Origin of the sequence: Neorhizobium galegae bv. orientalis str. HAMBI 540 (assembly GCF_000731315.1) — a bacterium.
Taxonomy (GTDB): domain Bacteria; phylum Pseudomonadota; class Alphaproteobacteria; order Rhizobiales; family Rhizobiaceae; genus Neorhizobium; species Neorhizobium galegae.
The window spans coordinates 1,282,029-1,301,211 of record NZ_HG938353.1; the positions used below are offsets into that span (position 1 = coordinate 1,282,029).

23 protein-coding genes are annotated in these 19,183 nt (G+C 62.1%); 12 read left to right on the top strand and 11 right to left on the bottom strand.

All coding sequences use genetic code 11. The features are described from left to right. Positions 1-16: 16 nt before the first annotated feature. Positions 17-682, bottom strand: coding sequence for a protein-methionine-sulfoxide reductase heme-binding subunit MsrQ (msrQ, locus tag RG540_RS06575; protein WP_038585866.1), 666 nt, complete (start codon positions 680-682; stop codon positions 17-19). Next, positions 683-1,627 (bottom strand): protein-methionine-sulfoxide reductase catalytic subunit MsrP, encoded by a 945-nt coding sequence (msrP, locus tag RG540_RS06580; protein ID WP_038585869.1) that lies wholly within the window; start codon positions 1,625-1,627, stop codon positions 683-685. Between the two features lie 209 nt (positions 1,628-1,836). Here msrP and RG540_RS06585 point away from each other — a divergent pair, with 209 nt between their 5' ends. Then, on the top strand, positions 1,837-2,247 hold the full coding sequence (locus RG540_RS06585) for a DUF4112 domain-containing protein (RefSeq protein ID WP_038585872.1): 411 nt from the start codon (positions 1,837-1,839) through the stop codon (positions 2,245-2,247). Between the two features lies 1 nt (position 2,248). Here the strand turns inward: RG540_RS06585 and RG540_RS31075 are convergent, their stop codons facing one another. After that, complete coding sequence (locus RG540_RS31075; RefSeq protein WP_244446630.1) at positions 2,249-2,515, bottom strand: DUF1902 domain-containing protein; 267 nt, start codon at positions 2,513-2,515, stop codon at positions 2,249-2,251. Positions 2,516-2,655: 140 nt separating this feature from the next. Between RG540_RS31075 and ilvD the strand changes: the two genes are divergently transcribed. The 3 genes from ilvD (at position 2,656) to RG540_RS06600 (ending at position 5,158) form a co-directional block, all read left to right on the top strand. Further along, positions 2,656-4,491, top strand: coding sequence for a dihydroxy-acid dehydratase (gene ilvD / locus RG540_RS06590; protein ID WP_038585875.1), 1,836 nt, complete (start codon positions 2,656-2,658; stop codon positions 4,489-4,491). 108 nt (positions 4,492-4,599) lie between these two features. Beyond that, on the top strand, positions 4,600-4,815 hold the full coding sequence (locus RG540_RS06595; protein WP_038585878.1) for a type II toxin-antitoxin system PrlF family antitoxin: 216 nt from the start codon (positions 4,600-4,602) through the stop codon (positions 4,813-4,815). Next, the gene (locus RG540_RS06600; protein WP_038585882.1) at positions 4,802-5,158 is read left to right on the top strand and encodes a type II toxin-antitoxin system PemK/MazF family toxin; all 357 of its coding nucleotides are present in this window, start codon (positions 4,802-4,804) and stop codon (positions 5,156-5,158) included. Before RG540_RS06595 ends, RG540_RS06600 begins: the two co-directional genes overlap by 14 nt. Before the next feature lie 6 nt (positions 5,159-5,164). On the opposite strand, the gene RG540_RS06605 is transcribed toward RG540_RS06600, so the two are convergent. Both RG540_RS06605 and RG540_RS06610 read right to left on the bottom strand, forming a co-directional pair. Beyond that, positions 5,165-5,524 carry a lysozyme inhibitor LprI family protein gene (locus RG540_RS06605; RefSeq protein WP_038585885.1) on the bottom strand — a complete coding sequence of 120 codons (360 nt, stop codon included), beginning with the start codon at positions 5,522-5,524 and terminating at the stop codon, positions 5,165-5,167. 37 nt (positions 5,525-5,561) lie between these two features. Further along, positions 5,562-5,942 carry a YkvA family protein gene (locus tag RG540_RS06610; RefSeq protein WP_407668872.1) on the bottom strand — a complete coding sequence of 127 codons (381 nt, stop codon included), beginning with the start codon at positions 5,940-5,942 and terminating at the stop codon, positions 5,562-5,564. 145 nt (positions 5,943-6,087) lie between these two features. On the opposite strand from RG540_RS06610, the gene RG540_RS06615 reads away from it, so the two are divergent. Together RG540_RS06615 and RG540_RS06620 are read left to right on the top strand one after the other, a co-directional pair. Next, positions 6,088-7,479: a DegQ family serine endoprotease gene (locus RG540_RS06615; RefSeq protein WP_407668897.1), complete on the top strand. Its 1,392-nt coding sequence runs from the start codon at positions 6,088-6,090 to the stop codon at positions 7,477-7,479. Further along, positions 7,476-8,792, top strand: a complete 1,317-nt coding sequence (locus tag RG540_RS06620; RefSeq protein WP_038585894.1) for a replication-associated recombination protein A — start codon at positions 7,476-7,478, stop codon at positions 8,790-8,792. Before RG540_RS06615 ends, RG540_RS06620 begins: the two co-directional genes overlap by 4 nt. 18 nt (positions 8,793-8,810) lie before the next feature. Here the strand turns inward: RG540_RS06620 and RG540_RS06625 are convergent, their stop codons facing one another. After that, entirely contained in the window at positions 8,811-9,125 is a 315-nt protein-coding gene (locus tag RG540_RS06625) for a DUF1883 domain-containing protein (RefSeq protein WP_038585897.1), read from the bottom strand. 333 nt (positions 9,126-9,458) lie between these two features. On the opposite strand from RG540_RS06625, the gene RG540_RS06630 reads away from it, so the two are divergent. After that, positions 9,459-10,400 (top strand): alpha/beta fold hydrolase, encoded by a 942-nt coding sequence (locus RG540_RS06630; protein ID WP_038585899.1) that lies wholly within the window; start codon positions 9,459-9,461, stop codon positions 10,398-10,400. 94 nt (positions 10,401-10,494) lie between these two features. Here the strand turns inward: RG540_RS06630 and RG540_RS06635 are convergent, their stop codons facing one another. Next, a complete protein-coding gene (locus RG540_RS06635) occupies positions 10,495-11,496 on the bottom strand; it encodes a ketopantoate reductase family protein (RefSeq protein ID WP_038585901.1) in 1,002 nt (333 codons plus the stop codon). Positions 11,497-11,576: 80 nt separating this feature from the next. Next, positions 11,577-11,795 (bottom strand): hypothetical protein, encoded by a 219-nt coding sequence (locus tag RG540_RS06640; protein ID WP_038542223.1) that lies wholly within the window; start codon positions 11,793-11,795, stop codon positions 11,577-11,579. 218 nt (positions 11,796-12,013) lie between these two features. Here RG540_RS06640 and ftsZ point away from each other — a divergent pair, with 218 nt between their 5' ends. From ftsZ to RG540_RS06660, 4 genes are all read left to right on the top strand, one after another. After that, entirely contained in the window at positions 12,014-13,039 is a 1,026-nt protein-coding gene (gene ftsZ, locus RG540_RS06645) for a cell division protein FtsZ (protein ID WP_038585903.1), read from the top strand. Positions 13,040-13,197: 158 nt separating this feature from the next. Beyond that, positions 13,198-13,983, top strand: a complete 786-nt coding sequence (locus tag RG540_RS06650; RefSeq protein WP_038585905.1) for a class I SAM-dependent methyltransferase — start codon at positions 13,198-13,200, stop codon at positions 13,981-13,983. A 115-nt stretch (positions 13,984-14,098) separates the two neighbouring features. Further along, positions 14,099-14,800: a DUF1223 domain-containing protein gene (locus RG540_RS06655; RefSeq protein WP_038585907.1), complete on the top strand. Its 702-nt coding sequence runs from the start codon at positions 14,099-14,101 to the stop codon at positions 14,798-14,800. Between the two features lie 318 nt (positions 14,801-15,118). Beyond that, the gene (locus RG540_RS06660) at positions 15,119-15,748 is read left to right on the top strand and encodes an outer membrane protein (protein ID WP_046601438.1); all 630 of its coding nucleotides are present in this window, start codon (positions 15,119-15,121) and stop codon (positions 15,746-15,748) included. A gap of 114 nt (positions 15,749-15,862) precedes the next feature. Here the strand turns inward: RG540_RS06660 and RG540_RS32305 are convergent, their stop codons facing one another. Next, on the bottom strand, positions 15,863-16,495 hold the full coding sequence (locus RG540_RS32305; protein ID WP_038585909.1) for a hypothetical protein: 633 nt from the start codon (positions 16,493-16,495) through the stop codon (positions 15,863-15,865). Between the two features lie 468 nt (positions 16,496-16,963). After that, the gene (locus RG540_RS06670; protein WP_038585912.1) at positions 16,964-17,350 is read right to left on the bottom strand and encodes a winged helix-turn-helix transcriptional regulator; all 387 of its coding nucleotides are present in this window, start codon (positions 17,348-17,350) and stop codon (positions 16,964-16,966) included. A gap of 125 nt (positions 17,351-17,475) precedes the next feature. On the opposite strand from RG540_RS06670, the gene RG540_RS06675 reads away from it, so the two are divergent. Then, a complete protein-coding gene (locus RG540_RS06675) occupies positions 17,476-18,060 on the top strand; it encodes a glutathione binding-like protein (protein ID WP_038585915.1) in 585 nt (194 codons plus the stop codon). A 250-nt stretch (positions 18,061-18,310) separates the two neighbouring features. Here RG540_RS06675 and RG540_RS06680 read toward each other — a convergent pair whose 3' ends face one another. Beyond that, positions 18,311-19,156: a class I SAM-dependent methyltransferase gene (locus RG540_RS06680; RefSeq protein WP_038593176.1), complete on the bottom strand. Its 846-nt coding sequence runs from the start codon at positions 19,154-19,156 to the stop codon at positions 18,311-18,313. Between the last annotated feature and the right edge of the window lie 27 nt (positions 19,157-19,183).

Below are 19,183 nucleotides of genomic sequence, written 5' to 3' on the forward strand. Positions count from 1 at the left end.
CGATCCGCTCTTCGCCTCAGCCGTTCTGCCTTGCCCTCTGCGAGGCCACGGGTTTTGCCGGTTTGTTATTGGCCCTTTTCCAATTCAGGATCGGCCGTCTGAGGGATCGATAGGCCAGCAGCAGGGCAATCAATCCGATATGGATGAACGGCACCAGCGTCACCGATTTGACCGCCAGCGAATAGTGGAGCGCTCCGCCTGCGGCGATCAGGTAGATCAGCTTGTGCAACTTGTTCCAGCCCTGGGCGAGCTTTCGGATCGACCAGTTGTTGGAGGTGACCGCAAGCGGGATCAGCATCAGCAGGCAGGCAAAGCCGATGGTGATATAGGGCCGCTTGGCGATATCGCCGCCCACCGCGCCTAGATCGAAGCGCAGGTCGAGCGACACATAGACCGAAAAATGCATTAGCACGTAATAGAAGGCGATCAGCCCGACCGCTCGGCGGTAGCGCACCCAGTTGATGCCGGCGAGATCACGTAGCGGCGTGATCGCGAGCGTCGCGATGATGAACCGCAGCGCCCAGATGCCGAGCTGATGCTCGAACTCCTTGACCGGATTGACACCCAGCCCGCCGGTCAGCCCGAGATAGAAATACCAGACGGCTGGACTGAGCCCGATCACGTAGAGCGCCCAGATGCTGGCCTTGTGGTACCGGCGGGGCAGGGCAGGGAGGCTCGCCATTCAATAATTCGCCTTCAGGTCGAGGCCGTCATAAAGGCTTGCTACCTGCTCCGCATAACCGTTGAAGGGCAGGGTCGGACGGCGGTTGGCACCGAAGAAGCCGCCTTCGCCGATCCGCTGTTCCGTCGCCTGGCTCCATCGGGGGTGATCGACTGCCGGATTGACGTTGGAATAAAAGCCGTATTCGCGGGCGTTGGCGTTCTTCCAGGTGGTTTCCGGCTGCTTCTCGACGAGTGAGATCTTGACGATCGACTTGATGCTCTTGAAACCGTATTTCCACGGCACGACGAGCCGGATCGGCGCCCCGTTGGGGTTCGGCAGCGTCTCGCCGTAAAGGCCGACTGCGAGGATCGCCAAGGGATGGCGCGCCTCGTCGAGCCGCAGGCCTTCGACATAGGGCCAGGGCAGCGCCTGGAAAAAGCCCTTCTGGCCCGGCATTTGCTCCGGCCGGACTACGGTCTCGAACGAGACGTATTTGGCGCTGCCGAGCGGCTCGACCTGGTCGAGAAGCGCCGAAAGCGGGAAACCGATCCACGGGATCACCATCGACCAGCCCTCGACGCAGCGCATCCGGTAGGTGCGGTCCTCGAGGTTCATCTTCATGAGTTCCTCAAGCCCGAATTCCTTCGGCTTGCCGACCATGCCGTCGACCTTGACGGACCACGGCGTCGGCTTGAAGTCGCCGGAATTGGCGGCTGGATCTTCCTTGTTGACACCGAACTCATAGAAATTGTTGTAGGTGGTGACCGCCTCCTTGGGGGTCAGCTTCTCGTCCACCTTATAGGCGCTGGGGTTGGCCGTCAGCGGCGCGGCAAACGCGCTGTCGGCACCCGCAAAGGTAAGCCCGGCGACGGCCGCAGCGCCCATAAAATTCCGGCGCGACATGTAGATATCGCGGGGGGTGATTTCGGAAGCCGGAATATGCGGCGGACGATAGGCGGGCATGTCGAAAATCTCCTCTGCGGCAACAAGTGCCTTCTTGCACCTATACGTAACGCGGAACCGCAAGGTTTCACAGCGGCAGGAAGATTGGTTCGAACCACGTTTGCGTGAAAAACCGGAGGTTTGCGGATGGAAATGCCGTCGATGGAACCCCATTTCGAGTTCTTCAGTTCTCATCGCAGGGCCATTCGCCCGACAAGAGGAGATTGCAGATGACGGCACGCACATGGGATGCCGGAAGCCACGAAACCTTCGCCGATCGCACTGAGAGATTACGGCGCTTGCGCCGCCTTTCGGGCATTGCGCGGCTGATGGATACGGCAATCGGCATTCCGGGCACCCGCATCCGTTTCGGCGCCGATTCCGTCTTCGGCCTCATCCCGCTCGTGGGGGATGCGGGCGGTGCGCTGGTCGGCCTTTACATCGTCAACGAAGCCCGAAAGCTCGGCCTGCCGCCCGCAAAGCTCACCCGGATGCTCGGCAATATCGCCGCGGACTCCTTGCTCGGCAGCGTACCGCTGGCGGGCGATGTCTTCGACCTCTTCTTCAAATCGCACCGCCGCAACGTCAAGATGATCCTCGACCACTTCGACATCCATCCGGATGACCTGCGGGAGAGGTGAACTAGTGAAGCGGAGATGAGGTGCCGTTGAGCTCAATCAAGTCGGCGAGCGCGGCTTTCACCTTTGGTTCAAGCTCTTCCATGGTATCGGCTTCAACAGCCAATCCCTCGATATCGTTGCTCGTCGCGACCCACACGGAGGCTTCCTCGTCCCAGGTGCGTGAACGATGATCGACATGATGGAGGTCATTGCTTTCTCCAGGCGGCGTTGAAATTAATATAGAGGTTTGGGATCGGGAACACAATTTCGGTTTCTGCAGGTCTTCCAACCGTACCGCTTTGGCCTGTCGTGATAGTGACACTCCGGGCGCTTTGCGCTAGGAAAGCCACAAAACCACGGGCTTTTTGCGCGCGTCTCCCGAAAGCGGTAGACTGTGCCGGCCCGCAAGAAGAGATCGAGGACAACACCATGCCAGCTTACCGCTCGAGAACCACGACCCACGGCCGCAATATGGCCGGCGCGCGCGGGCTTTGGCGCGCGACGGGCATGAAGGACAGCGACTTCGGCAAGCCGATCATTGCGGTGGTCAACTCCTTCACCCAATTCGTGCCCGGCCATGTGCACCTGAAGGATTTAGGCCAGCTCGTCGCCCGCGAGATCGAAGCGGCCGGCGGCGTCGCCAAGGAATTCAACACGATCGCCGTCGACGACGGCATCGCCATGGGCCATGACGGCATGCTCTATTCGCTGCCGTCGCGCGAAATCATCGCCGACTCGGTCGAATACATGGTCAACGCCCACTGCGCCGACGCCATGGTCTGCATCTCCAACTGCGACAAGATCACCCCCGGCATGCTGAATGCAGCGATGCGCCTCAACATACCGGCCGTCTTCGTCTCTGGTGGTCCGATGGAAGCCGGCAAGGTCGTCCTGAAGGGCAAGACCCATTCGCTCGACCTGATCGACGCCATGGTCGCTGCCGCCGACGACAAGATGAGCGACGAGGACGTCAAGGTCATCGAGCGTTCGGCCTGTCCCACCTGCGGTTCGTGCTCGGGCATGTTCACCGCCAATTCGATGAACTGCCTCACCGAGGCGCTCGGCTTGTCGCTGCCCGGCAATGGCTCGGTGCTGGCAACCCATGCCGACCGCAAGCGCCTGTTTGTCGAGGCCGGTCATCTGATCGTCGATATCGCCCGCCGTCATTACGAGCAGGAAGACTATTCCGTCCTGCCGCGCTCGATTGCCACCAAACAGGCTTTCGAGAACGCCATGACGCTCGACATTGCCATGGGCGGCTCCACCAACACCGTCCTGCACATCCTTGCCGCTGCTTACGAAGGCGAGGTCGATTTCAACCTTGACGACATCGACCAGCTCTCGCGCCGCGTGCCGTGCCTCTCCAAGGTCGCGCCGGCCAAGGCCGACGTGCATATGGAAGACGTCCACCGTGCCGGCGGCATCATGTCGATCCTTGGCGAACTGGACAAGGGCGGGTTGCTCAACCGCGAGTGCTTTACCGTCCATGCCGAAACGCTCGGCGATGCGATCGACCGCTGGGATATCACCCGCACCAACAGCGAGATGGTCCGCAACTTCTTCCGCGCAGCACCCGGCGGCATCCCTACCCAGGTGGCGTTCAGCCAGGAAGCGCGCTGGGACGAGCTCGACACCGACCGCGAGGCAGGCGTCATCCGCTCCGTCGAACATCCATTCTCGAAGGACGGCGGCTTGGCGGTCCTCAAGGGCAATATCGCCGTTGACGGCTGCATCGTGAAGACGGCCGGCGTTGACGACTCGATCCTGAAGTTCACCGGTCCGGCCCGCGTCTTCGAAAGCCAGGATGCGTCGGTCAAGGCGATCCTCGCCAACGAGATCGTCGCGGGCGATGTCGTGGTCATCATCTACGAAGGCCCGAAGGGCGGCCCGGGCATGCAGGAAATGCTCTATCCGACCAGCTATCTGAAGTCGAAGGGCCTCGGAAAGGCCTGCGCCCTCATCACCGACGGCCGCTTCTCCGGCGGCACCTCGGGCCTGTCGATCGGCCACGCCTCGCCGGAAGCGGCAAACGGCGGCACGATCGGCCTGGTGCGGGAAGGGGACATGATCGAGATCGACATCCCGAACCGCACGATCAATCTCGCGGTTTCGGACGCCGTCCTCGCCGAGCGCCGCAAAGAGCAGGACGCTTTCGGTTGGAAGCCGTCGCAGCCCCGCAAGCGCAACGTCACCACGGCACTGAAGGCCTACGCCGCATTTGCTGCGAGTGCCGACAAGGGCGCTGTGCGGATCTTGCCGGAGTAAGGGTAGCGACAGCCGGCCGTCGTCAAGGCGACCGGCAGGTTCCCGGTTCATGACTGGCCTTGTCTCGGTAAGGAATTTCCTTACAATGGGGTTGAAGGAGGTGCGTCGATGATTACCAGCCGGCTTTCCAGTAAATCACAAACGACTATTCCTCAGCCCGTTCGCAACGCCCTCAAACTGCGGGAGGGCGATGAGCTCGTTTACACGTTCGAACCGGACGGCCGCGTGCTGATCTCCCGTGCTTCCCAGCCGGTCGACGATCCGTTTGCCACATTCGATGAGTGGGATAGCGATGCTGATCGGAAGGCCTATGCCGACCTTTGAGCAGGGCGATATCGTCCGGGTACCATTTCCATATACGGATCGGGATACGCGACAACGTCGGCCGGCGCTCGTTGTGTCGTCCGGCGACCTTGGTGAAGAGGCGGCGCTCCTATGGGTCGTCATGATTACCTCCGCCGAGAACCGCCCCTGGACCGACGACATCGCAATCTCGGATCATGGCAGTGCAGGACTTCCGGCACCCTCCGTTGTTCGTCCAGTCAAGATAGCCACAGTTGAGGCCCGCCATGTCGAGCCGATCGGCAAGCTGCCTGATGAGATCAGGCAATCGGTCATTCGTCGCATCGCAGGAATTCTATCCATAGCGCCGCGCGCTGATGTGTAGGCCTGCTCAAAGCGGCCGGTTCAAATTCTTGTAGGCCTCATCCAACTGCTTCAGCCTCTCGCCATAGGCCGCCCGGAGGCATTCGACATCCTCGCCGCATGCCTGCCGCCTCTTCAGCCAGGCGCTCTGTTCGTCCTGCAGTTTGCCGCGGTTTCCCATCGCCATCAGGCTGGTGAGGATGTCGAAGGTGGTGACCATTTTTACGTCGGCATCGTTGAGCGTGCGGGTGTCGCAGATCACCTTCTCGTCGGCCGCAAGGTCTGCCCGCTCGCAGTCGAAACTCGCAGCAGCGGCAGTTCGGGGCGAGCCTGAGAGCGTCAGGCCGAGAAGGCTCGTCAAGGCGATGGCGATGGAAAAACGTCTCATGACTGCACTCCTGATCTCCAGTCGCAACGCCTGGAGGTCAGCTCAGTTCCCAGAGGCTCCACAGAGCGAAGACGAGACAAGAGAACCAGATGAAAAGGATGAAGGCGAGGCCGGTGCGGCTCGTGGGTCTTTCGGCCCAACGCTCGGCGTGGCTGCGGAACTCGCTCATCAGCGGCGCGGGGACCAGCCTGATGGCAAGCACGATGCCGAGCGGCACGATCAGCAGATCGTCGAGATAACCAAGAACGGGAATGAAATCGGGAATGAGGTCGATCGGCGACAGCGCGTAGGCCGCGACCGCGCCGGCGACCAGCTTGGCATGCCACGGCACGCGGCGGTCGCGGGCGGCGAGCCACAACGCCAGAACGTCGCGTTTCAGCCGTTTCGCCCAGCCTTTCATGCCTGCCAGCCAGTTCAATGTTTTTCTCCCGGTCTCGACCCTGTATAGGGAAAAAGCTTGACGGTTTTCGCCACAATCTCCGTTGTTCCGCCACCTTTCCTTTCTAGTTTTCCACGCTACAAATCGATCCGGATTTTCTCAAATGAGGACTTATATGCTGACCATGCCGAAATGCGTGACGACCGGCTTTCTCGCTCTCGCTCTCCTGATGCCCGTTGCGGCGGTTGCACAGGACAAGGTGGTGCCGCAGAGCCGCCAGGAAATGCAGCTCTCCTTCTCGCCGCTGGTCAAGCAGACCGCCGGCGCCGTCGTCAACGTCTATGCCGAACGGGTCGTGCAGCGCCTCAATCCCTTTGCAGGCGACCCCTTCTTCGAGCAGTTCTTCGGCCAGCGCATGCCGAACCGTTCGGAAAAGCAGTCGTCGCTGGGCTCCGGCGTCATCCTTGCGGCAGACGGCCTCGTGGTCACCAACAACCACGTCATCGAAGGCGCCGACGACATCAAGATCGCGCTCGCCGATGGCCGCGAGTTCCCCTGCGATGTCGTGCTGAAGGACGAGAGCGTCGATCTTGCGGTACTTCGGATCAAGTCGAAGGAGCACTTCCCGGTGCTGCCGGTCGCCGATTCCGATCGCGTCGAGGTCGGCGACCTCGTGCTGGCGATCGGCAATCCGTTCGGCGTCGGCCAGACTGTGACGAGCGGCATCGTCTCGGCGCTTGCCCGCAACCAGATCACCACGGGCGATTTCGGCTTTTTCATCCAGACTGACGCTTCGATCAATCCGGGCAATTCCGGCGGCGCCTTGATGAACATGAACGGCGAGCTGATCGGCATCAACACCGCGATCTTTTCGCGCGGCGGCGGCTCGAACGGCATCGGGTTCGCGATCCCCGCCAATCTCGTGAAAGTCTTCCTGGCCGCCGCCTCCGAGGGCAAGACCAGCTTCGAACGCCCCTTCGTCGGCGCGAGCTTTGACGCTGTCAATTCGGATGTGGCCGAAGCGCTCGGCCTCAAGACCGCCCGCGGCGCGCTGGTGACACGCGTTGTCGAAGGCGGACCGGCGGACAAGGCCGGCCTGAAGCCCGGCGAAGTGGTAACCGCCGTCAACGGCATTTCGGTCGAGCATCCCGATGCTCTCGGTTACCGGCTGACTACCGCCGGTCTCGGCAGACAGGCGGTGCTGACTGTCCAGACCGCCGATGGCCAGCGGCAGGTGAACCTGGCGCTCAACACCGCCCCCGAAACCACGCCGCGCGACGAGCGGCTGATCGAGGGGCGCAACCCGTTTGCCGGCCTTCGCGTTGCCAACCTGTCGCCGAAGCTCGCGACCGAACTGCGCATCCCGGCTGAAAAGACCGGCGTGGTCGTGACCGACGTGACGCGCAACTCTCCCGCCGCCCGCCTCGGTTTCGAGCCGAAGGACATCCTGATCTCCCTGAACGGCACTGCCGTCACCAGCACCAAGGGCATGGAAACCATGCTCGACGACGATCCGGGCTTCTGGCGGGTGGAGATCGAGCGTGGCGGCCAGCGTATCAGGCAGTTCTTTCGATGAGCGGTGATCTCTTCGCGCCGAAGGTTCCCGAAGAGATCGCCAACCGGCGGCCGCTTGCCGACCGGCTGCGGCCGAAGTCGCTTGCCGAGGTCACCGGACAGCCGCATCTGACGGGCGAGGACGGCGCGCTGCGGCGGATGATCGATAGCGGATCGCTCGGTTCGATGATCTTCTGGGGCCCGCCCGGCACCGGCAAGACCACGGTGGCGCGGCTGCTGTCCGGCGAGGCGGGGCTCGCCTTCGAACAGATCTCGGCGATCTTTTCCGGCGTCGCCGATTTGAAGAAAGTCTTCGAGACGGCGCGCCTGCGCCGCATGGACGGCCGCCAGACGCTGCTCTTCGTCGATGAGATACACCGCTTCAACCGCGCCCAGCAGGACAGTTTCCTGCCCGTCATGGAGGATGGCACGGTCATCCTGGTCGGCGCGACCACCGAAAACCCGAGCTTCGAGCTCAACGCCGCTCTCCTGTCGCGTGCCAGGGTGCTGACCTTCCGCAGCCATGACGAGGAAAGCCTGAGCGAGCTTCTCATCCGCGCCGAACAGGCCGAAGGCAAGCCGCTGCCGCTCGACGAGGATGCGCGCGCCAGCCTGATCCGCATGGCGGATGGCGATGGCCGCGCCGTGCTGACGCTCGCCGAGGAGGTCTGGCGCGCCGCGCGGGAGGGGGAGGTCTTCGATACGACGGGTCTCACCCAGATCGTCCAGCGCCGCGCTCCGGTCTACGACAAGGCGCAGGACGGCCACTACAACCTGATCTCGGCGCTCCACAAGTCGGTGCGCGGCTCGGATCCGGACGCGGCGCTCTATTATCTGGCGCGGATGTTCGATGCCGGCGAGGACCCGCTCTATCTCGGCCGCCGGCTGGTGCGCATGGCGGTCGAGGATATCGGCCTTGCCGATCCGCAGGCGCTCGTCGTCTGCAATGCCGCCAAGGATGCCTATGACTATCTCGGCTCCCCGGAAGGCGAACTGGCCTTTGCACAGGCCTGCGTCTATCTGGCGACCGCGCCGAAATCCAACGCGGTCTATACCGCCTTCAAGGCGGCCACACGCGCCGCCAAGGAAAACGGCTCGCTCCTGCCGCCCAAGCACATCCTCAATGCCCCGACCAAGCTGATGAAGGGCGAGGGATATGGCGAGGGTTATCGATACGACCACGACGAGCCGGACGCCTTTTCAGGCCAGGACTATTTTCCGGAAAAGATGGGCCGGCAGACGTTCTACGATCCGCCGGAACGCGGCTTCGAGCGCGACATCCGCAAACGGCTCGACTGGTGGGCCAAGCTTCGCAAGGAACGAAATCCGAAATGAAGCTCTTCTGGCAGCCGATCAGGAGGCGTGTTTCTGAGCCACGACGTTGGCCGGCGCTCCGATCAGCCTGACGGAGGATTCCGCCAGCCCGTGATGGCCTTCCATGTCGACAATGACGTGCCAATGGCCCGCCTCCGGGATCACCAGGCGGATGGGGGATCGTTTGGCGATGCCGCCGACATATTTGAAATCGAGCAGTTCCGTGAAGCGCTGGAAATTGGCGGCGTTCATCAGGCGGACGTTGTTGACCGCATTCAACGTCACCTCGATCGTCGTCCCCGCGCGCTGCGGTTTCAGATCGTAGTGGGTAAAGCGGAAATTCGGAACGGCCATCCTCTGCCTCATTAATGCCAGCATAGAAGTTCATCAATCTTAACAATATGTCGTTAACGAATAGTGGAACCTTGCAGTTCCCTATGGGTTTACTTCCTTGAAGACCAGCTTCAGCCGGCACCATCCCCATGCTGAGCCGAAGACAATCAGGCGGCTTTCGTCCCCTGCAGCCGCCGCACAAGAATAATTTTTTGACCTCCAATCTACCTGTCCCGCCGTCTCCTCGCGGCGGGACTTTCTTTTTGCATGAAGATTTTTGGGCGGGGATTGTAGGCCCAGGCTCTTCCTCTTCGTCCTTGGGGCATCACCAACCAATCCATCGAGGAGGACATCATGTCGATCAGGATATTGGCCACCGCAATTGCAGCCGTCGCCGCATCGTTCGTTCCGGCTCCGGCCGAAGCGCAGGAACCGAAAGCGGCCGCACCCCAGGCGATCGCCGCCGAGCCCTCGAAGAAGGGCTATGTCGAGGTCGGCGGCATCAACTATTATTACGAGATCCGCGGGGAAGGCGAACCGCTGCTGCTGCTCCATGGCGGTCTCGGTTCCGTCGACATGTTCGCGCCGATCATGCCGGCGCTGACGCAGCACCGCCAGGTCATCGGCGTCGACCTCCAGGGCCATGGCCGCACGTCGCTCGGCAAGCGGCCGTTCAGCCTGGAAGCCATGGGCGCCGACATGGGCAAGATCGTCTCCGAACTCGGCTACAGCCAGGTCGATGTGCTGGGCTATTCCATGGGCGGCGGCGTCGCCCTGCAGATGGCCGCACAGTCATCCGAAAAGGTGCGGCGGCTCGTCATCGCCTCGGCACCCTTCGCCAAAAACGGGTTCTTTCCGGAAATGATCCCCCAGCAGGAAGCCGTCGGCGCTGCAATGGCCGAGATGATGAAGGACACGCCGATGTTCATCTCCTACAAGGCGGTGGCGCCGGATGTCTCCGAATTCCCGCGGCTCCTCGACGCGATGGGCGACCTGATGCGCCGGGATTACGATTTCTCCGATGCGGTCGCCAGGTTGACCATGCCGGTCATGCTGGTCTTCGGCGACAGCGACATGATCCGCCCGGAGCACATCGTCGAATTCTATCACAAGCTCGGCGGTGGCCTGAAGGATGCGGGCTGGATGCGCGAGAACATGCCGAAGAACCGGCTGGCGATCCTGCCCGATCTTACCCATTACGAGGCCTTCGCATCGCCGGCCCTGGTGCCGACCGTGCTGCCCTTCCTGGATGGCAAGAGCAATGCGCCGAACTGGGCGGAACAGGTCAAGAAGTGAAATCGTCAAACGCGATGCCGGTCGAAAGCCGGCATCGCCTCATCTTTTCAAGCGTTTGTGTGGGTTTTCGGATTCTGATTCATAAAACCTTGAATCAGTTTCTAAGGTTTTCGCGGCCGAGCTGGAGGGTCAGCGCCAACACCGTTTCGCAGGTCGGCGTCGGCACGCCGGCGAGCTTTCCGAGCGCCACCACCATACCGGTCAGCGGCATGATCTCCAGCGCCTTGCCGGCAAGCAGATCCTGCAGCATCGAGGTCCTGACAGGGCCGAAACCGCCCGACCGGCTGAGCTGTTCTTCGACGCTTCCGCTGAAGACCGCGCCAAGCGCCTCGCCGACAGCTCTCGTCTCCGTCATCACCTTGCCGACCTGTTCGACCAGCGCCGCGTTTTCCATGATGCTGTTCATCCGGCCGCCGGTGAGCGCGCTGATCGGGTTGTAGGCGGCATTGCCCATCAGCTTGGTCCAGATCGCATCCCGGATCCGCTGGGTCGGCAGGATGTTGAGACCGGCGCGGCCGAGAAGCGCCGAGATCGACTGGAGGTCCTGCGAGAGCTCGCCCGAGGGTTCGCCGAGGAAGAAGCGGCCATCGCCGTTGAGACGGATAACGCCGGGCTCGATTACCTCGGCACCCTGATAGGCGACGCACCCGATCACCCGTTCCGGCCCGACGAGCCGCCACAGCTTGCCCTCGGGATCGAGCTCGGAAAGCTGGCGTTCCGCATGCCCGCTTTCCGCATCCCGGTGGAAATACCACCACGGGATGCCGTTCAGGATCATGATGACCCGAGTGCCTTCCTCGAGAAGGCCGGCAAGGCCCTCGGCCGCATCCGCAAGCTGGTGTCCTTTGAGACCTGTAATGATCAGATCTTGGCTCGGCAGGTCCGACGGATCGCTGGTCGCGGTGACACGCGCATGCAGCGGCGCGGCATCGCCACCCGGCTCGACGGTCAGGCCCTTGTCGCGGATGGCGGCGAGATGTGCGCCGCGCGCTACGACGGAGACGTTCGCCTCAGGGCCAAGCCCGTTGGCGATCTTCGTCGCAAACGTGCCCCCGAGAGCGCCCGCACCATAGATGCAGATATTCCTGATGGTCATTATGTCCTCGCAACGCTTATATGCAGTGCGATAGATTTAGGACATCTTCGGAGTTCAGGCGAACGAGTTTTTGTGATGGGTCAATGGGCCCAGCTTGCGGATACGAGCTCTGTCCGGCGAAGCTCGTCGATCGCGGTGACGGCGTCTTCGACGGACCAGCCAGCCTTGACGGCGGCGGCGATCATCTTGATCTCCGCTTCCTCTTCGAGCGCGAGAAAGAGCGGTTCGAGAGCCTCCTGAACGGTGAGGATATGCTCATCCGGCGGGGCGATGGACGTACGTGCAGCGGACGTAGGCATGATACGCTGGGCTCCTCTCTCTTTTGTGATCGAATCCTCACAATTGCTGTGAACGCAAAAAGTTCCACGCAACTTGTGGAAAATTTCATTTGGACGCTTTCTGCGCCTTGTAGCTTGTTCTTTCGCCAAGCCTCTGCCTTGTTGCCCAGCTAAAATACATGTGATTCGGGTGCCACCAGGCCGCCCGGCCGGCGGGTGCCGATGCCAAGGAGATTGCGATGACGGACGGCAAGAAATACCAGATCACCGAAATGCGGCCGAAGATCACCGTGATCGGCGTAGGCGGCGGCGGCGGCAATGCCATCAACAACATGATCGCCGAGGAGCTGGCGGGCGTCGATTTCGTCGCCGCCAATACCGACGCGCAGGTTCTGGCGACCTCCAAGGCATCCCGCCGCATCCAGCTCGGCGCTCACGTGACCGAAGGCCTCGGGGCCGGTTCGCTTCCGGAAATCGGCCGCGCTGCAGCAGAAGAGTCGATCGACGAGATCATGGATCACCTGTCCGGCTCGCATATGTGCTTCGTGACGGCCGGCATGGGCGGCGGCACCGGCACCGGTGCCGCACCGGTCATCGCCCAGGCGGCCCGCAATGCCGGCATCCTGACCGTCGGCGTCGTCACCAAGCCGTTCACCTTCGAAGGCAACCGCCGCATGAAGACGGCCGATGCTGGCATCGAGGAACTGCGCCGCGCCGCCGATACCGTCATCGTCATCCCGAACCAGAACCTGTTCCGCATCGCCGACGCCAAGACCACGTTCGCCGACGCGTTCATGACCGCCGACAAGGTGCTGTTTGCCGGCGTCGGCTGCATCACCGACCTGATCGTCAAGGAAGGCCTCATCAACCTCGATTTCGCCGACGTAAAATCGGTGATGAAAGGCATGGGCAGGGCGATGATGGGCACGGGCGAAGCCTCCGGCGAAGGTCGTGCATTGCTCGCCGCCGAAGCTGCGATCGCCAACCCGCTGCTCGACGACATCTCGATGAAGGGCGCCAAGGGCGTGCTGATCTCGATCTCCGGCGGTTCCGACATGACGCTGTTCGAGGTGGACGAAGCCGCAAGCCGCATCCGCGACGAGGTCATGGACGATGCCGACATCGTCGTCGGCGCGATCTTCGACCGCAATCTCGACGGCAAGTTCCGCGTCTCGGTCGTCGCGACCGGCCTCGATGGCGGCGAAGCCGGCGTCGCTCCGGGCACTCCGGCGGACATGCAGACTTTCCAGCGCACGCTGCAGTAACGGGCCGGGCCTCCGGGCCAGAAGATCCGTTCCAACAGAAGCCTTCCGGCGGTTCTTGCTGCCGGAAGGCTTCTGTTTTCCGGGTTCCAACATCTTTCCATTGTCATTCGTCGCGGATATAGCTCGCCGCCCATTCGACGATTGAGAGGAGGAAGAGCATGGATGCGACTGATGTCGGCTCCCATTGGGAGAGCAATGCCGAGACCTGGACGATCTATTCGCGGGCCGGTTACGACAAATACCGGGATGCGTTGAACACCCCGGCCTTTCTCGACATGCTGCCGCCGGTTGTCGGGTTGAAAGGCCTCGATCTCGGCTGCGGCGAGGGCACCAATACCCGCGAAGTCGCCCGGCTCGGCGCCGAGATGACCGGGCTCGACATCGCCCCGACCTTCATCCGCTATGCTCGCGAGACTGAGGCGGCCGACCCGCTCGGCATCGCCTACGTGCTCGGCGACGGGCAGGGGATTGACTTTCCGGACGAGAGTTTTGATTTCGTCACGGCCTTCATGTCGATGATGGACATGGCCGATCAGCGCAAAGTGCTGAAGGGCGTCCATCGCATCCTGAAGCCCGGCGGTTTCCTGCAGTTCTCGATCCTGCATCCCTGTTTCGTGCCGCCGACGCGCAAGAATATCCGCGATGAGAGGGGCGAGGCGGTGGCGGTGCAGATTGCCGATTATTTCGACGAGACGGACGGGCGGATCGAACGCTGGCTGTTTTCCGAAATTCCGGCCGAAGAGCGGGCGAAGCTGACGCCGTTTTCGGTGCCGCGTTTTCACCGCACGCTGACCACCTGGGTGTCGATGGTCGTCGGCGCCGGACTGGTGATCGAGGCCTTCGGCGAGCCGATGGCATCCGAAGAGGTGGCGAGGGCCGAACCGGTCGTCGCCGACACCCGCGTGGCGCCGATCTTCCTGCATATCCGCGCCGGTAAACCCTAGACGCGAAAAGAGCGGCCACGCTGTCCGGGGGGAGGTCACTAAACCGTGAGCCTGTAACCGGGGCGCGGGTCGCCGCGAATGAAGGTGCGATGGCAATGCTGCAAGGAGCACCCCCGTGAAGAACCTGGATTCGTTTCGTATCGCGATCGCCGCTGCGTCGCTTGGCCTGATCGGTGCAGCACCCGCCCTGGCCGGCACGCGAAATCCGGTCGTGGTCGAGCTGTTCACCAGCCAGGGCTGCTCGTCCTGCCCGCCCGCCAATGCCAATCTGGTCAAGCTGAGCAGCGAGCCCGACATCCTGGCGCTCAGCTTCGCTGTGACCTATTGGGATTATCTCGGCTGGAAGGACATTTTCGGCAGGGAGGAATTTACGCAGCGCCAGGTGACCTACGAACCGGCGCTGGGTCAGTCGAGCCCGTTCACGCCGCAGATGGTCATCAATGGCCGAACTTCGACGGTCGGCCAGGATCTCGGTGAAGTCCACGACCTGATTTCAGCAGAAAAGCCGCTTGCCGGACCTGCGGTGCGCCTGAAAGGCGATACGGCTGCGATCGATGGCGGTGGCAAACCGGCATCGCCTGCCGATATCTGGCTGGTCCGTTATGATGCGGGCCTTGTCGAAGTTCCGGTCGCACGCGGCGAAAATGCCGGCGAGACATTGCCCCATGCGCATGTGGTGCGCGAACTGACGCATCTTGGGCTGTGGAACGGCAAGCCACAAAGCCGGTCGATCCCGCCGGCAAAGCCCAACGAGAAACGTGCTCTGCTCGTTCAGGAGCGCAACGGCGGCCAAATTCTCGCGGCTGCAACGGATTGACGAGGCGCAGACGGGCTCTGAAGCCTATTGATATCTGCCTCATCCGGATCGAGCGGTTCCGGGCGATGCCGCTTCATATCTCGCCGGCACGGAGGCCTGCTCCCGAGACTGTTACACTTGTTGATCGGCTATTGGGCACTCGTGGCCTGCGGATTAAGGAAGTGTTTATGAATTCATGAAAAATGAATGGAAACTTGCCGGCGGTCCGGGCCTCAGGGGCTTGGGTGGGATGAACGTGACCGTCGCGCGGTGTGTAACCTTTGAGTAACCGCCTGCTGATGTTTGAGATGCAGGCGCTGTACGGAGTAAACCAAGACCATGAACAACAAGCCATTCGCCCTGGCGATCCTCGCCGCATTCGCTGCCACGCCTCTCTGGGCTGCCGACCTGGCGCCTTATTCCGAGCCGCCGACCTATAACGAACCTGCCGGCGCGCCGAAGGCGGGCTGGGGTGGTGCCTATGTTGGTGCCGATCTCGGCATGGCATCCCGCAAGCTGAACCCGTTCGATGGCGACAAGGGCCTCGTTCTCGGCGGTCACGGCGGCTACAACATCGACCTCGATTCCGGCGTCGTCGGCGCGGAAATCGAAGCCTCGCATCTCGGCAACGTCGAAAGCCGCGTGCCCGGTGGCAAGATCACCGAAAAGGGCCGGGTCGCCGCCAAGGCCAAGGCCGGCGTCGGCTTCAACCAGACGCTTGTCTACGGCACCGCAGGCGCCGCGCTCACCAGCTTCGGCGGCAAGAACGGTACGTCCGGTCCGGACGGCTGGAAGCCGGGTTGGGTTTTGGGCGCCGGCGTCGAGCAGAAGCTCACCGACAACCTGTCGGCTCGGGTCGAATACAACTACACCATGACCAACGACGTCCGCAGCACCTCCGGCGGCGTCTCCTCCAGGACCGACGTGCGCGACCAGACGCTCAAGGCTGGCGTGAACTACAAGTTCTAGGACGCAAACCACCGGATCGGTCGGATCTGGTAGCGGGATTTCTCGGCTCGAGAAACTTCAAAGCGCCGTGCGCCAAAAAAGGCGTACGGCGCTGTCGGTTTATAGGGGCAGTTCTCAGCGAACCGCCTGCGTGTCGAGATGGTCGCGGAGCTGATCGATCTTGCCGACCGACGGACCGACGCCAAGCTCGTCCTGCGCCCATCCGAAAGCTTCGTCGCTCACCGGAGCGCCTGCGAAATCCTTCAGCGCATCGCGCAGTGCGGCTTCGCCGAGCTCGGGATCCGTGGCTGCCGGGGCCATGCCGTTCGTCTTCTCGTATTGCGCATAGGCCGTCACATAGGCCGAAAGCGAGGCCATCCGCGGATCGCTGGTGTTGAGATAGGCGTGGAAGTTGCGCCGCAGCGAGTTGAGGCCGGCCAGCTCCGAGGCTTGCGGCTTAGCTTTCTCGGCGGGCGTCACCTTCGAGACCTGTCGGCCAGCATCCTTCTTCGTCCGCTCCTTGCCGGAGCCGAGACTGGCCGACGTCGACCGGCTCTTGCCGGAATGGCCATGGTTCGAGAGATTGTCGCGATCGGTGCCGCTGCCGCCGCCGTTTCCACCGCCATGGCCGCCACCATTGCCGCCGCCGTTTCCGCCACCATTTCCGTCTTTGGCGAAAGCGAGGCCCGAAAATCCGGTTACGCCGCCGCCGACGGAGACTGCAGCAAGCGCCAGGACAACGATGCCGTTCTTGAGGACCTTGTTCATATTCACCGATCTCCTCCATACGCCCTGACAAAGCCGGGAGACGCTCCGCGCTTCGGGGCTTTTCAGATGTCGCACATTCTGGAGCAGCGGCGGATATAAATCCATGGGACTAGGACCAATGATCCCGCCTTCGGGACCAAGGTCGGGTGGGGGCGGGGACCTTGGTCTCAAGGGCCCGTTCCCGAGCGGCGGCGGACGCGGTGGTCTGTCCTGTGTCTGCCGGCAAATGGCGAGGTCCGTCCAGCTGACTTATCTAAGAGCCCAATCCGTAGATCGAAATTCCTGGAGGAGGTCGCCGACGAGTGGTCCAGGCTGGATCCGGACGAGTTCCCGTTCGCGCGAAGCATCGCCCTCTATCTGCCACAGCATGACGACCGTGCCGACTTTGTCGCCGGGATCGACCTCATCCTCCGCGGCATCGGGATGCCGAGCTAGTCCCGCGCGGTGTCCGGGGGTGCGGAGAAATCGTTAAGTCGGAAAAGCTTGCAGCTTTCCGCTGGCGTCATACTGAAGGCGGTTATCTTCGATCGCTCCCCGATGCATGACGGCCCACTCGGCGAGCTGCCGCACGGTTTCCGACAGGGAATGCCCAAGCGGGGTCAAGGTATATTGGACCTGAGGCGGTGTGCTGTGATGGACGGTTCGATCGACCAGGCCGTCGCGTTCCAGCGTCTTGAGCGTCCGTGTCAGCATCTGCTGCGAAATACCGCCTACCTGCCGCTTCAGCTCGTTGAACCGTCGGGCACCCAGCCGAAGCGACACGACCACCTGGATCGTCCATTTGTCGCCGACGCGGCTCAGGATTTCACTCACTCCCCTGCAATCGGCTTCCGCGTGCGAAACAGTCACATCCATCTGACCAACTCCCAAAGATATGCTTTTGACGGGTATTTTTAGGTCACATAAATGGTTGTGGTCAACATTGTAGACCTTGTCTTTGGAAAGAAACGCGGAGACGGGTCCACTACAGGGAGACCACCATGAACCTCTTCTATTATCCCGCCGCCTGCAGTCTGGCCGATCACATCGCGCTCATCGAGACCGGGCTCGCCTACAAGCTCCTGAGCATCAACCATGAGAGAAAGACCGAGGACGGCCGGGATTTCCTGTCCATCAACCCAAAGGGCTATATTCCAACCCTCGAGCTGGAAGACGGCGTGTTTCTCACGGAGAACCCGGTCATTCTGAACTACATCGCCGAGAAGAGCGGCAAGCTTCTTCCGAAGGATGGCATGATCCGGTGGCGGACGCTCGAGTCTCTCGCTTTCATGGCATCCGAAATCCATGCAAGTTACCAGCCCTTCTTCAGGGATTTCCCCGAGCCGGAAAAGGTGCGCGCCCGCGAAAAGCTTGTGAAAGCCTTCGCCATCCTCGCCGACCAGATGGGCGACAAGAAATTCCTCGTCAGCGACGAGATGACGATTGCAGATTGTTACCTGTTCTGGGTTCTGATGGTTGCACCCAAGAGCGGCGTCGAGCTGCCGGAAAACCTCCGCAAGGCCTTCGACCGCATGCGGGCGCTGCCCTCCGTGATCCAGGCGCTCGCCGAGGAAGGACTGGGTTGATCGGAGCGCTGTCCCGAACTGAGCACACAACGTTCAGTGGCCAAGCGTACCTCGATAGGCGGTCCGCTTGGCCTGGAAATCGCACGATGGGGCCGATGGCTGCTTTTGGTGCGTTGAGATCTCGTCATGGGGCGGCGCATAGCCAGCCGATCAGCAGGTCCGCGTGACCCCCTGTATGGGCGCATTTCAACCGAGCCAATCGTCGGCCAGGCCTTCCCGCTCTCCACCTCCGTTTCTGCGGGACTACAATCTACCGCGTACCGACAATCACAGACGCGGTCGAACGAAGCTGCACCTGTCCGTCCCGAACGGATTGCCGTGCCAGCGTGAGTACCTCTTCGCGGATCTTCGCTTTTGTCTCCGGGTCGGCTTTCGCAAGTCCCGCCACGACGGGGGCTGCGATGTCTGTCATGAAGTCCCAATACCTCTCCGGTGACTCGTGGGTCATGACGGACGACACTTCCTCCTCGTTTATGTCCTTCAGACCGGCTCCCTCGAAGGCGCTGCGCATCAATCCAGACGGGGCGCAACGAAAGAGCCCCGGCGATCCGGGCGGCGGCGCAGGCATCTCCACGTGACGAGCGATCGTTGACATGATCGTCGTTGCCCAGGGGTTGCTGTCAGGCCCACTCCAGACGGCCGCGCAGATGCGTGCCCCTGGCTTCGCCACCCGGGCAAATTCTCGAGCCGCGAGCGAGATATCGGGAAAGAACATGAACCCGAAGCGGCACAGAACGCTGTCGAAATGTGCGTCGGGAAATGGCAGCGCTCCCGCGTCACAGACTTTGGTTTCGAAATTCGTCAGATGCCGGCGCGCCGCATTCTCGGCGGCCACCGCCAGCATGCGCTCGGAGAGATCGGTTACCGTCACTCTTCCACGCGGCACCATAGCTGCCGCAGTAAGGCCAGGTTCGCCGGTGCCGGCGGCAACGTCAAGGACATGCGAGTGCTCGTGCAAGTTCGCGAGCCGCAGCATCGCATCACCAAACGGGGCAAGCCAGCGGAGAACCGGCTCGTCCCATTTTTTCCAGCCCGCTGAAAAACGATCCCATGTGTCGCGCTGCTGGTCGCGGATATCATCGAGGTTTCCAGGCATGCCCGTCGCTCCTTCCATGATAGACCT